This window comes from Geodermatophilus sp. YIM 151500, from assembly GCF_025716945.1.
GTDB lineage: Bacteria > Actinomycetota > Actinomycetes > Mycobacteriales > Geodermatophilaceae > YIM-151500.
In genome coordinates this window covers 30,089-42,364 of record NZ_JAOVZT010000002.1, presented here as the reverse complement: position 1 = coordinate 42,364, position 12,276 = coordinate 30,089, and the positions used below count along the sequence as shown (strand labels likewise).

Annotated in this window: 13 protein-coding genes; 3 read left to right on the top strand and 10 right to left on the bottom strand. The window is 75.8% G+C overall.

Annotated elements, in window-relative coordinates; all coding sequences use genetic code 11:
* Window positions 1-20 precede the first annotated feature (20 nt).
* Window positions 21-365, bottom strand: a complete 345-nt coding sequence (locus tag OF117_RS03845) for a DUF3017 domain-containing protein (RefSeq protein WP_263551483.1) — start codon at window positions 363-365, stop codon at window positions 21-23.
* A gap of 7 nt (window positions 366-372) precedes the next feature.
* Entirely contained in the window at window positions 373-1,242 is an 870-nt protein-coding gene (locus tag OF117_RS03840) for a bifunctional methylenetetrahydrofolate dehydrogenase/methenyltetrahydrofolate cyclohydrolase (RefSeq protein WP_263551482.1), read from the bottom strand.
* A gap of 100 nt (window positions 1,243-1,342) precedes the next feature.
* Here OF117_RS03840 and OF117_RS03835 point away from each other — a divergent pair, with 100 nt between their 5' ends.
* Window positions 1,343-1,873, top strand: a complete 531-nt coding sequence (locus tag OF117_RS03835) for a hypothetical protein (RefSeq protein WP_263551481.1) — start codon at window positions 1,343-1,345, stop codon at window positions 1,871-1,873.
* Between the two features lie 148 nt (window positions 1,874-2,021).
* On the opposite strand, the gene OF117_RS03830 is transcribed toward OF117_RS03835, so the two are convergent.
* From OF117_RS03830 to OF117_RS03795, 8 genes are all read right to left on the bottom strand, one after another.
* Window positions 2,022-2,690, bottom strand: coding sequence for a pentapeptide repeat-containing protein (locus tag OF117_RS03830; protein ID WP_263551480.1), 669 nt, complete (start codon window positions 2,688-2,690; stop codon window positions 2,022-2,024).
* Between the two features lie 14 nt (window positions 2,691-2,704).
* Entirely contained in the window at window positions 2,705-4,273 is a 1,569-nt protein-coding gene (gene purH, locus OF117_RS03825; protein WP_263551479.1) for a bifunctional phosphoribosylaminoimidazolecarboxamide formyltransferase/IMP cyclohydrolase, read from the bottom strand.
* The gene (gene purN / locus OF117_RS03820) at window positions 4,270-4,881 is read right to left on the bottom strand and encodes a phosphoribosylglycinamide formyltransferase (RefSeq protein WP_263551478.1); all 612 of its coding nucleotides are present in this window, start codon (window positions 4,879-4,881) and stop codon (window positions 4,270-4,272) included. The genes purH and purN overlap by 4 nt, the downstream gene beginning before the upstream one ends.
* 64 nt (window positions 4,882-4,945) lie before the next feature.
* Window positions 4,946-6,142: a DUF6350 family protein gene (locus OF117_RS03815; RefSeq protein ID WP_263551477.1), complete on the bottom strand. Its 1,197-nt coding sequence runs from the start codon at window positions 6,140-6,142 to the stop codon at window positions 4,946-4,948.
* A 344-nt stretch (window positions 6,143-6,486) separates the two neighbouring features.
* Window positions 6,487-7,368: a succinate--CoA ligase subunit alpha gene (sucD, locus tag OF117_RS03810; RefSeq protein ID WP_263551476.1), complete on the bottom strand. Its 882-nt coding sequence runs from the start codon at window positions 7,366-7,368 to the stop codon at window positions 6,487-6,489.
* A 99-nt stretch (window positions 7,369-7,467) separates the two neighbouring features.
* The gene (gene sucC / locus OF117_RS03805; RefSeq protein ID WP_263551475.1) at window positions 7,468-8,631 is read right to left on the bottom strand and encodes an ADP-forming succinate--CoA ligase subunit beta; all 1,164 of its coding nucleotides are present in this window, start codon (window positions 8,629-8,631) and stop codon (window positions 7,468-7,470) included.
* A 118-nt stretch (window positions 8,632-8,749) separates the two neighbouring features.
* The gene (locus OF117_RS03800; protein ID WP_263551474.1) at window positions 8,750-9,160 is read right to left on the bottom strand and encodes a cobalamin B12-binding domain-containing protein; all 411 of its coding nucleotides are present in this window, start codon (window positions 9,158-9,160) and stop codon (window positions 8,750-8,752) included.
* A 33-nt stretch (window positions 9,161-9,193) separates the two neighbouring features.
* Window positions 9,194-10,201, bottom strand: a complete 1,008-nt coding sequence (locus tag OF117_RS03795; protein ID WP_263551473.1) for a hypothetical protein — start codon at window positions 10,199-10,201, stop codon at window positions 9,194-9,196.
* Between the two features lie 188 nt (window positions 10,202-10,389).
* Between OF117_RS03795 and OF117_RS03790 the strand changes: the two genes are divergently transcribed.
* Both OF117_RS03790 and OF117_RS03785 read left to right on the top strand, forming a co-directional pair.
* Entirely contained in the window at window positions 10,390-11,283 is an 894-nt protein-coding gene (locus OF117_RS03790) for an esterase/lipase family protein (protein WP_263551472.1), read from the top strand.
* A gap of 246 nt (window positions 11,284-11,529) precedes the next feature.
* Complete coding sequence (locus OF117_RS03785; RefSeq protein WP_263551471.1) at window positions 11,530-12,180, top strand: M23 family metallopeptidase; 651 nt, start codon at window positions 11,530-11,532, stop codon at window positions 12,178-12,180.
* Window positions 12,181-12,276 lie beyond the last annotated feature (96 nt).

Sequence of the window (12,276 nt, the reverse complement as noted above, 5' to 3'; positions counted from 1 at the left end):
CCACCGGCCGCCGCAGCGGGTCAGCCCCCGGGCAGCGAGAGCGCGATCACGGTCAGCGCCAGCCCGGTCCCCGACAGCAGCAGGACGTCGAACGGACGGCTGCGGACGGCGAGGAAGCCGACCCGCCGCACCGGCAGCACCAGCCGCGCCACCGCCGTCCCCACCAGCGACAGCCCGATGACCACCAGCCCCCGCCGCCAGTGCCCCCCGGCGACGACGAGCAGGCCGGCGCCGACGGCGGACAGCGTGATCAGCAGCGGGAGCTGCCGGACCAGCCCGGCCAGGAAGGGCCGGCGGGCGTAGAGGGGCGGTCGTTCCTCGCGGGAGTCGCTGCGGGAGGGACGGCCGGGGGTGGTCACGGGCACGGCGCGCTCAGGCCGACAGCGCCTGCAGCGCGGCGGCCTGCTCGGCCGCGGCGACCACGTTCGCCAGCAGCATGGCCCGGGTCATCGGCCCCACCCCGCCGGGGTTGGGCGCGACGTGCCCGGCGACGTCGCGGACGTCGGGCGCCACGTCACCGGCGATCCTCCCCTCCACCCGGCTCACGCCGACGTCCAGGACGGCGGCGCCCGGCTTGACCATGGCGCCGGTGACCAGGCGCGGGACCCCTGCCGCGGCGACGACGACGTCGGCGGCGCGGAGGTGCGCGGGCAGGTCGCGCGTGCCGGTGTGGCAGAGGGTGACCGTCGCGTTCTCCGAGCGCCGGGTGAGCAGCAGGCCCAGCGGCCGGCCCACGGTGATGCCGCGGCCGACGACGACGACCTCGGCGCCGGCGATCGGCACGTCGTACCGGCGGAGCAGCTCGACGATGCCGAGCGGGGTGCAGGGCAGCGGCCCCGGCACGTTGAGCACCAGCCGGCCGAGGTTGACCGGGTGCAGGCCGTCGGCGTCCTTCGCCGGGTCCATCGCCTCGAGGACGGCGGGCTCGTCGACCTGGCGCGGCAGCGGCAGCTGGACGATGTAGCCGGTGCAGGCCGGGTCGGCGTTGAGCTCGGCGACGACGGCGAGGACGTCCTCCTGCGTCGCCGTGGCCGGCAGCTCACGCTGGATGCTGGCGATGCCGACTTGGGCGCAGTCCTCGTGCTTGGCCGACACGTACCAGCGGCTGGCCGCGTCGTCGCCGACGAGGAGGGTGCCCAGGCCCGGGCGCCGTCCGGCCGCGGCCAGGGCCGCCACCCGCTCGGTCAGCTCGGCGCGGATCGCGGCCGCCGTGGCCTTGCCGTCCAGGATCGTCGCGGGCACGCCGGACAGTCTGCCCGAGGGGAGACCGCGGACGGCGGCACGGTCCTAGGCTCGGTCGCAGCGGGTGTCCCGCCGCCCCACCCACCGGCCGGAGGAGCAGATGAGCGAGCGGCACACCACCGATCCCCTCCCGTTCGGGACGGCGCAGCCCTGGCCGGCCGCGCCGCAGGACCCGACCGCGCCGGTGGCCCGCCGCCGCGCCGATCCGCTGGCCGGGCTGCTCCTGGTGCTGGCCGGCCTCGCCGCCGGGGCCGGCCTGCTGCTGCGCTGGCTGGCCGACGACGACGTCACCGGGCTCGATCTCGTGCGGCGCGGCGTCGACGAGCTGACCGCGAGCCCGGCCGACCTCGTCGACAGCGGCTTCTGGCAACCCCTCGCCGTGGCCGGCGGCGGTGCGGCCCTGTTCCTGCTCGGCCTGCTCGTGTTCGTCCCCGCCCGCGCGCACCGCTTCCTGGGCGCGCTCGCCCTGCTCGTGACCGCCGTCGTCGCCGTCGCGGTACTGGTGCCGCTGGGCGGTGCCGGGTGGTCGCTGAGCGGCTTCGGCACCGGCTTCTGGCTCGCGCTCGCCGTCGCCGGTCTGGGCCTGCTCGGCGCGTTGAAGGCGCTGCTCACGGGCAGGAGCTACGGATGACATCGCGGTCCTCCGGACCGCACCGCGTGACATCGCGGTCCTCCGGACCGCACCGCGGCCAGGCGCCGTCCCCGACCCCCGTTCGGCCGCTGCGGCCCGCCTGCGCAGCCCCACTCCGGTGGCCCACTCGGCACGACAGGGCTGCGCCCTAGTCCGATACGAGGGCGCCGTGGACGCGGGCGACCTGCACCGCCTGCAGCAGGTCGAGACGGACGCCCGTCAGCGCGACCTGGCGCCAGTCGACGCCGTCGGTCGTCGCCTCGCGCAGGTCGCTGCCGCGCAGCTTCGTGTGCTGCACCCGGGCGTTGGTCAGGTCGGCGCCCCGCAGGTCGCACTCGCGCAGGTCGGCGTCCGTGAGGTCGGCCTCGGCGAACCGCTGACCGGACAGGTCGGTGCCCGACAGGTCCACCCCGCGCAGCGACGTCCAGCTCCAGTCGCAACCGGTCGCCGTGACCGGCCGCAGCTCGGCACCGGGGAACTGCGAGCCGGTGAGCTTGCAGCCGTCGAAGACGCTGCTGGACAGCCGAGCCCGGTCGAACCGGCAGGACAGGAATGCCGTGCCGGTGTGGCGGGCGCCGGCCATGCGCACCCCGGTGAGCACGCACGACTCGAAGACGCACCGGCGGGTCACCAGCTCGGCCAGGTGCGCGTCCTGGAAGCGGCAGCGGACGAACGTGGTCCCCTCCAGCTCGGCCCAGTCCCAGTCGACCCGGGCGAAGTCGGCGTCCTCGACGGTCGCCCCGTGCTCCGGCGGGCCGACCTGCGGGCGCGGCCCCGTGCTGCGACCCGGCGGGGGCCTGCGAGCGTTGGGCGGCATGGGGTCCTCTCCCCTCAGTGGGCGAAGTGCCGCGTCCCGGTGAGGTACAGCGGCACCCCGGCCGCCGACGCCGCGGCGACCACCTCCTCGTCGCGCACCGAGCCGCCCGGCTGCACCACCGCCCGGACGCCGGCGTCGAGCAGCACCTGCAGTCCGTCGGCGAACGGGAAGAAGGCGTCGGAGGCGGCCACGGCACCGGCGGCCCGGTCACCGGCCCGTGAGACGGCGAGCCGGGCGGCGTCCACCCGGTTGACCTGCCCCATGCCGACGCCGACGGTCGCCTTGTCGTGGGCGAGCAGGATGGCGTTCGAGCGCACCGCCCGCACGCCGCGCCAGGCGAAGACGAGGTCGTCGAGGCCGGCGGCGTCCAGCGGCGACCCGCAGGCCAGCGTCCACGTCGTCGGATCGTCGCCCGGGGCGTCGATCCGGTCGCCGGTCTGCAGCAGCAGCCCGCCGCTCACCGGGCGCAGCTCCGCGCCGGCGCCGGGCAGGTGGGGCAGGCGCAGCAGCCGGATGTTCTTCTTCTGCGTCAGCACGGCGAGGGCGTCGTCGGTGAAGGACGGCGCGACGACCACCTCGGTGAAGACGTCGGCGATCTGCTCGGCGGTGCTGAGGTCGACCTCGCGGTTGGCGGCGATCACCCCGCCGAAGGCCGACACCGGGTCGCAGGCGTGCGCCTTGCGGTGGGCGGAGGCGATGTCGGCGGCGACGGCGATGCCGCAGGGGTTCGCGTGCTTGATGATCGCCACGCACGGGTCGCCGTGGTCGTGCGCGGCCCGCCAGGCGGCATCGGTGTCGACGTAGTTGTTGTAGGACATCTGCTTGCCGTGCAACTGCTCGGCGTGCGCCAGGCCCGGCGTCGTGCCGCGGTAGAGCGCGGCGCGCTGGTGCGGGTTCTCGCCGTAGCGGAGCACGTCCGCCCGCTCCCAGCTGCCGGCGACCCAGCCGGGGAAGCCGCTGCCGTCGTCGTCGGGGGCGAGCACGTTGCCCAGCCACGAGGCGACCGCGATGTCGTACGTGGCGGTGTGCCGGAAGGCGGCGGCGGCCAGCCGCTGCCGCTCGGTGAGCGTGAACCCGCCGGCCGCGGCGGCCTCGAGCACGTCCGCGTACCGCGCCGGATCGACCACGACCGCCACCGACGGGTGGTTCTTCGCCGCCGCACGCACCATGGCGGGCCCGCCGATGTCGATCTGCTCGACGCACTCGTCGGGGCTCGCGCCGGAGGCGACCGTCTCGGTGAACGGGTAGAGGTTGACCACCACCAGGTCGAACGGCGCGATGCCCAGCTCGTCGAGCTGGGCGACGTGCTCGGGTCGGCGGCGGTCGGCCAGGATGCCCGCGTGCACGGCGGGGTGCAGCGTCTTGACCCGCCCGTCGAGGCACTCGGGGAAGCCGGTCACCTCCTCGACCGGGGTGACGGGGACGCCCGCGTCGGCGATCCGCCGCGCAGTCGCGCCCGTGCTCACCAGCTCGACGCCGGCCGCGGCCAGGCCGCGGGCCAGGTCCTCGATGCCGGTCTTGTCGTAGACGCCGAGCAGCGCCCGGCGCAGCGGCAGGCGGTCGGTCGGGGTGGCCTCGGTCATGGCTGGGTCTCCCTCACCGGGTCGCCGGTGACCAGCGCGGCCACCGTCTGCACGAGGAGCTCGCGCTCCACGGTCTTGATGCGCTCGTGCAGCCGCGACTCGTCGTCCCCGGGCCGGACCGGCACCTCCCGCTGGGCGATCACCGGCCCGGTGTCCAGGCCGGCGTCGACGAGGTGCACGGTCGCGCCGGTCAGCCGTGCCCCGGCCGCGAGCGCGTCGCGGACGGCGTGCGCGCCGGGGAACGCCGGCAGCAGGGACGGGTGGGTGTTGACCAGCCGCCCACCGAAGGCGTCGAGCACGGCCGGTCCGACCAGCTTGAGAAAGCCGGCGGACACGACCAGGTCGGGCCGGTGCGCGGCCAGGTCGGCGGCCAGCGCCCGGTCCCAGGCGGCCCGGTCGGGGTGGTCGCCCAGCGCCTCCACGAACGTCGGGATGCCGCGGCTGCGGGCGTGCTCGAGGCCGGGCGCCGGCCGGTCGGCGCCGACGGCGACGACCTCCGCGGGGTAGGCGGGGTCGTCGGTCGCGGCGAGGAGCGCGGCGCACAGCGACCCGGTGCCCGAGAGCAGGACGACGACCCTCGCCCGCGCACTCGGCTCGGCTGCGGGCACGTCCCGGACAGTATCGGTGCCCCGACGGACGTCGGAACGAGCCCCGATCCGCCTCGACGGGCGGTCAGCCGCGGGCCCGCCAGCGCGCGATGGCCGCGGCGGGTGCGGCCAGGACGGCACCCTGGGCGGCGACGGCGAGGCCGGTGGCCAGCGGCGGCGCCCCGACGACGGAGAGCGCACCGTCGCCGAGGGACCCCCCGGCGACCCAGGCCACGGCACCGGCGGCCACGCCGAGCACGGCGCCCGTCGCGGCACCCCACAGGCCGGCGACGACGGATCCGCCGTCGCCGTCGGAGAGCCACCGGCCGAGTGTGCTGCCGGCGACGAGGGCGGCCACCGCGGGGATCACCTGTGCCGCGATGGCCGCCAGCGGCACGGCCTGGGTGTCGGGCAGGCCGGCGAGCAGCGGCAGCGCCGGCACCCCGCCGAGGGTCACCCCGTGCACCGACACCACCGTGGCCTCGCCGACGAGGAAGCCGGGTCCGGCGGCCAGACCCAGCACGGCGGCGGCGGCGTTGGGCAGCAGCAGGACGCAGAGCGCGAGCAGCCCGACCGCGCCGGCCCCCGCCCCGCCCAGCGATCCGGACGTCCCCGCGTAGCCGGACGCGTCGGCGGCCACCGCGACCCCGACCACCGCGGTGCACAGCGCCAGGGCGGTGAGCAGGCCGGCCAGCACCCCCCGCAGCAACGGCCGCACCGCGCCGGGGAGCCGGCGGGACGCGGCGTCCACCAGACCGGTCTCCCGGCCGACGCCCCAGCCGGCGCACAACGCGACGAGCACCGCCGCGCCCAGGACCGCCCGCAGCACGCCCACCCCGCCCCCGGCGGCGTCGAGGGCCGCACCGAGCAGCGCGGTCAGTCCGACGTGCACGCCGGCCAGGACGCCGGCTGCACCGGCGGTGACGCGGGCGGACGGGTCCGCGGCGGCGCGCACCACCCATCGGCCGGCCCGCGCCAGACCCGCGGCGATGCCGAGCGTCAGCAGCAGCGGGGCGAGCACCAGCGGCCCGGACGGCAGGTCGAGCGACCCGCCCTGGGCGAGCAGCCACAGCCGCCCGGCGACGGCGGCGGCCCCACCGGGCGACGGGCCCCCGGCCGGGTCGAGCGTCTGGACGACGACGACCGCGACGGCGAGCCCGGTCAGCCCGGCCGCGGTGACGGCGAGCGCGGCGAGCGCGGCGAGGAGGAGCGGGAGCGTGGCCCGCGACCGGTCCGGGCCGTCGCCGTCCGGGCGGATGAGCTGTCCGAGCAGGGCGACCACGGCCCCACTGTCGCAACGCCGACGCGCCGAACCCGGTCGTACGCGCCGGTCGGGACCGGAATCCGCGCCGGCGGTGACGCGGCGTCGACCAGCTCTCGACGCCGCGTACCCCTCAGCGGCGGTGCTGGCCCGGCGGCGTCAGCGGCCCTGCCCACCCGGCGGCTTCTGCCCCCGCTCCGCCGGCCCCCTTCCCGGGGCCCGCCCTGAGCCTGCGAAGGGTGGGGAGGAAGGGGGTCCTTCCTCTGCGGCCCTGCCCACCCGGCGACTTCCGCCCCCGCTCCGCCGGCCCCCTTCCCGGGGCCCGCCCCGAGCCTGCGAAGGGTGGGGAGGAGGGGGGTCCTTCCTCAGCCGCCGACGACCTCGCGCATGAGCCGCGCCGTCTCCGACGGGGTCTTCCCGACCCGCACGCCGGCCGCCTCGAGGGCCTCCTTCTTGGCCTGCGCGGTGCCGGACGAGCCGGACACGATCGCGCCGGCGTGGCCCATCGTCTTGCCCTCGGGCGCGGTGAAGCCCGCGACGTACCCCACGACGGGCTTGGTCACGTTGTCGCTGATGAAGGCCGCGGCCCGCTCCTCGGCGTCGCCACCGATCTCGCCGATCATGACGATGGCCTCGGTCTCCGGGTCGTCCTGGAAGGCCTGCAGGCAGTCGATGTGCGACGTCCCGACGACCGGGTCGCCACCGATGCCGACCGACGTGGTGAAACCGATGTCCCGCAGCTCGTACATCATCTGGTAGGTCAGCGTGCCCGACTTGCTGACCAGGCCGATCCGGCCCGGGTTGGGCGCGATCGTCGCGGGGATGATGCCGACGTTCGACCGCCCGGGGCTGATGAGACCGGGGCAGTTGGGGCCGATCAGCCGGGTCGAGCCGCCTTGGGCGTGCGACCAGAAGTAGAGCGAGTCGTGCACCGGGATGCCCTCGGTGATGACCACGCACATGCCTAGCTCGGCGTCGACCGCCTCGAGGACGGCGTCCTTGGCGAACCGCGGCGGGACGAACACGACGCTGACGTCGGCGCCGGTGTCCTTCATGGCCTCGGCCACGCTGCCGAAGACGGGCACCGTCGCGCCGTCGAAGTCGACGCTCTGGCCGGCCTTGCTGGGGTTGACGCCGCCGACGACGGCCGTGCCCGAGGCGAGCATGCGCTGGGTGTGCTTGCGGCCCTCGGAGCCGGTCATGCCCTGGACGATGACTTTGCTGTTCTCGGTGAGGAAGATCGACATCTCGTGTGAGTCCGTTCGGGAGAAGAGCGGCGGGGCTGCGGTGGCCCCGTCCGGAGGTTCACCCCGGGCCTGCGGGGGTGAGCAGGACGGGGTCCTTCTTCAGGCGGCGAGCTCGGCGGCCCGGCGGGCGGCGCCGTCCATCGTGTCGACGACGGTCACCAGCGGGTGGTTCGCCTCGGCGAGGATCCGCCGGCCCTCCTCCACGGCGTTGCCGTCGAGCCGGACGACGAGCGGCTTGGTCGCCTCGTCACCGAGGATCTCCAGGGCCTTGACGATGCCGTCGGCCACGGCGTCGCAGGCGGTGATCCCCCCGAAGACGTTGACGAAGACGCTCTTGACCCCAGGGTCGGACAGGATGATGTGCAGCCCGTCGGCCATGACCTGGGCGGAGGCGCCCCCGCCGATGTCGAGGAAGTTGGCCGGCCGGACGCCGCCGAACTCCTCACCGGCGTAGGCGACGACGTCCAGGGTGCTCATGACCAGCCCGGCGCCGTTGCCGATGATGCCGACCTCGCCGTCGAGCTTGACGTAGTTGAGGCCCTTCTCCTTGGCCGCTGCCTCCAGCGGGTTGGCCGAGGCGGCGTCCTCGAGCGCGGCGCGCGTCTCGGCGTGCCGGAAGTCGGCGTTGCCGTCGAGGGTGACCTTGGCGTCCAGGGCGAGCACCGTGCCGTCGGGCGTCTTGGCCAGCGGGTTGACCTCGACCAGGGTGGCGTCCTCCTTGCTGAAGACGTCCCACAGCTGGACGGCGATGGCGATCACCTGGTCGCGCACCTCGGCGGGGAAGCCGGCCGCGTCGACGATCTCGGTGGCCCTCGCGGTGTCGACGCCGACGGTGGCGTCGACCGGGATGCGGGCCAGCGCCTCGGGCTTGCTGACCGCGATCTCCTCGATCTCCATGCCGCCCTCGACCGAGGCCATGGCCAGGAAGGTCCGGTTCGCCCGGTCGAGCAGGTAGGAGAAGTAGTACTCCTCCGCGATCTCGCTGGCCTGCGCCACGAGCACGCGGTGGGTGATGTGGCCCTTGATGTCCAAGCCGAGGATGTCCTGGGCGCGGGCCCGGGTGCTCTCCGGATCGTCGGCGAGCTTGACGCCGCCGGCCTTGCCGCGACCGCCGGTCTTCACCTGCGCCTTGACGACCACCCGACCGCCGATCTCACGGGCGATGGCCTCGGCCTGCTCCGGCGTCTCCGCGACACCGCCGGGGAGCACGGGCACGCCGTGTGAGGCCAGGAGGTCACGGGCCTGGTACTCGAAGAGATCCACGAGCAGGCACCGTAGCGTCCGCTCGGACGGGCACTCGCGCCGGGCGGACCCCGACGGTGGCCCCCTGCCTGGCCCCTCCCCGAGCGTGCGAGGGGGGTGGGGGCGGGAGGGCCGTCGTTCAGGTGCCGGCGGGCGTCCCGACGTGCTCGCGCACCCAGTCGACGATCTCCGTCGTGGTGGCGCCCGGGGTGAAGATCCGGGCGACGCCGAGCCGCTCGAGCTCCGGGATGTCGGCGTCCGGGATGATGCCGCCGCCGAAGACGACGACGTCGTCGATGCCGCGTTCGCGCATGAGCTCCGCCAGCCGGGCGAACAGGGTCATGTGCGCCCCGGAGAGCACGGACAGCCCGACCGCGTCGGCGTCCTCCTGGACGACGGTCTCGACGATCTGCTCGGGCGTCTGGTGCAGACCGGTGTAGACGACCTCCATGCCCGCGTCGCGCAGCGCGCGGGCCACCACCTTGGCGCCGCGGTCGTGCCCGTCGAGCCCCGGCTTGGCGATCACGACCCGGATGCGTTCGTCCACCACGGCGGCCAGCTTATGAGCCGTCGGTGGCGCGGGTCACTCCCGCGGTCCGGGCCCCTCCCCTGGCGGGGTCCGGCGGGCCCGCCAGGCCACGACGGTCAGGACGGCGAACCCGGCCCCCGCCAGCAGCGAGCCACCGCCGGGCACGGTCCAGGACAGCTCCGCGGAGGACAGCGCGTCGCGCAGGCCGGCCGCCCCGGCCGCGAGCACGGTCACGGCCAGCGCCAGCAGGCCGCCGACCGCCGCCAGGCGCGGTCGCAGCGAGGGCGCGACCACCGCGCAGAGCACGACGGAGCCGGCCAGCAGGAGGCCACCGAGCAGCGCCAGCCCGGGGCGCTCGAGCAGTGCCTGCGGCCCCTCCCGGGTGACCACGGTCTGCAGGCCGGTGACCGGATCGGTGACCAGCTGGTCGGGCACGTCGGCGGCCGGCAGCGCCAGCGCCAGCACGGCGGTGACGCCGAGCAGGACCGCGAGCCCGGTCAGCAGCGGGCGGAGGGGGTCGACGCGGCCGTCGTCGTCCATCACCGTGCGCGACCAGGACGCGGCGGCGACGGCGCCGGCGAGCACCAGCAGGCACAGGGCGACCACGGTCAGCAGCCAGCCGGCGCCGACGGACACGCTGCTGGTCACCACCAGCTCGCCGGCGAGCACCTCCACGCCCGGACGGATCGTGGAGCTGTCGCCCCGGTAGAACTCGATGAGCAGCTGGCCGACCGCCAGCGCGCCGGCGACGGCGGCGTAGGCCAGCCCGAACTTCGGCACGGCCGCGCGGAGCAGCAGGAAACCGACGGCGGCGCTCGCGAGCGGGACGAGCAGCGCGGCGAGCAGCCCGGTCGCGCCGGTGGCCAGGGAGAGCTCCTCGCCGCCGACGACCAGGTAGGTCGGCACGGGCGCGACTCCACCGGCCAGCCCGGCGAGCACGAGCAGGGCCCCGGTCAGCCGGGCGGTGGCCGGGACGGTGCCGATGACGAGTCCGTCGTCGCCGATCCCCGCACCGGCGGTGCGCCGCCCGGCCGGTCCGGCGCCTCGGTCGCGCGCGGGCACCCGTCCTCCTCCATCCGGAAAGTCACGGTCGTGTGTCGATCTGCGACCGGCCCGGTGTCGTCCGTGTGAACCACGCCACAACAGGGCATTACCGTCACGTCAACGGAGCACGACCGGGTGCAGCCGCCGGCGGCGGGGACCCTCTTCCCTCGCTCCACCGGCCCGACGGACGGAGAGGAACGCCGGCGATGCGCCCAGTCAGTGGCTCGTGCTCGGCTCCAGCCTCGCACACCGAGGCCCTGCCGGACGGTCCGCCACGGGGCGGGCTGCGCGCCCTCTTCACGGCGGCCACGCTGACCGGTGGGCTGACCGAGCTGGCCTGGGCCGGCGCGCACGCACTGCTCTACCCGTTGGGCACGCGGACCGAGCCGCTGCCCGTCGACGGCCGGTTCCGTCCGGGCCCCCAGCGGCCCGCGGTCCGGGCGTTGTTCGCCGCCGATCCGCTCGCCGCACGGACTCCGGTGCTGCTGGTGCACGGGATGATCGACAACCGCTCGGTGTTCGCGGTGATGCGGCACAGCCTCCGCCGCCGCGGGTTCGCGTCGGTGTGCTCGTGGAACTACAGCCCGCTGCTCACCGACGTCGCGAGGGGGGCCGACGACCTCGGCCGGCACGTCGAGCGGGTCTGCGAGAGGACCGGCCACGAGCGGATCCACGTGGTGGGGCACAGCCTGGGCGGGTTGATCGCCCGCTACTACGTGCAGCGCCGCGGCGGTGACCGCCGCGTGGAGTCGCTGGTCACCCTGGGGACGCCGCACCGTGGCTCGCTGTGGGCCCACATGATGCCCACCCCGCTGGTGCGCCAGCTGCGGCCCGGTTCCCCCGTGCTCCGGGAGCTCGAGGAGCCTGCGCCGGGGTGCCGGACGCCGGTCACCGCGATCTACAGCGACCTCGACCAGATGGTGCTGCCGACGAGCGCCGGCCGCTGCGAGCACCCGGACCTCGCCGTCCGCAACGTGCTGGTGCGCGGCGTCGGGCACCTGTCGCTGCCGATCCACCGGGCCGTCGTCGACGAGGTGGCCGTGACGCTGGCCGGGCGCCGCGGTGCGCCCCCCGTCATGGACGGTGCCGCGGCAGCCTGACCCGGGCCGGCCGGGCAGCTCGCCCACTCTTCCTCACGTAGCGCACCAGTCACAACACGAGCAGTCGCCTACCCGGCGACGCGCTGACGCATCGTTACGGTCCGCTCACGAGGCCGGTCCAGCCGTCCGGCCGTGACCGAGAGGGTGCGCCCCGTGTCCCGTTCCCGGAAGTCCGCGGCAGCGACGCCCGCGGTCCCGTCCGGGGCGGACGGCGGCGCCCCGGTCCGTGCCGCCCGCCGTCGGCGCATGCCGCTCCCGCCCGGCCGGCGCGGTCCGCTGTGGCTCGCCGCCCTGGTGGCCGGCGCGCTGGTGGCGGCCTCCCCCACCGTGCTGGGCACCCCCCCGGCCGACGCGGCGGTCGACGCCTCGGACTACGGGCTCGGGATGGCTCCCGAGTACAGCGTCAACGACGGTCTCGACGACGCCGGTGTCCGGCGCGGGATCACCGAGGCGGAGGCCGCGGCCCGCCTCGGCGAGCTGGCCGCCTCCCGGGCGGCCCGCGAGCCGAAGACCGCGCTGCCGGTGCAGGGCCGGCTGACCACCTGCTTCTGCATGCGGTGGGGTCAGATGCACTACGGCCTGGACCTGGCCGCACCGCTCGGCACCCGCATCGTCTCCGCCAGCGACGGCGTCGTCCTGCGTGCCGGCCGCGCGCGCGGCTACGGCAACGCCATCTACATCCAGGACCCGGACGGCAACGTGCACGTCTACGGGCACATGCGCTTCTACTCCGTCGAGGCGGGGCAGGTCGTCCGGGCCGGCGAGGAGATCGCCAAGGTCGGCAACGAGGGCTTCTCGACCGGTCCGCACCTGCACTGGGAGGTCCACAGCGGCGGTGAGGACGGACGCCCGCTCGACCCCGAGAAGTGGCTCAACGAGCGCGGGCTGGCCGTCTAGCTCTCCCGACGAGCGGCAGGCAGGGCTCCGCCCGGCCGGGGGACGGCACGAGGCGAGCCGCGTGCGATGTGCTGCGAGGAGCGGGGCCCGGAGGGT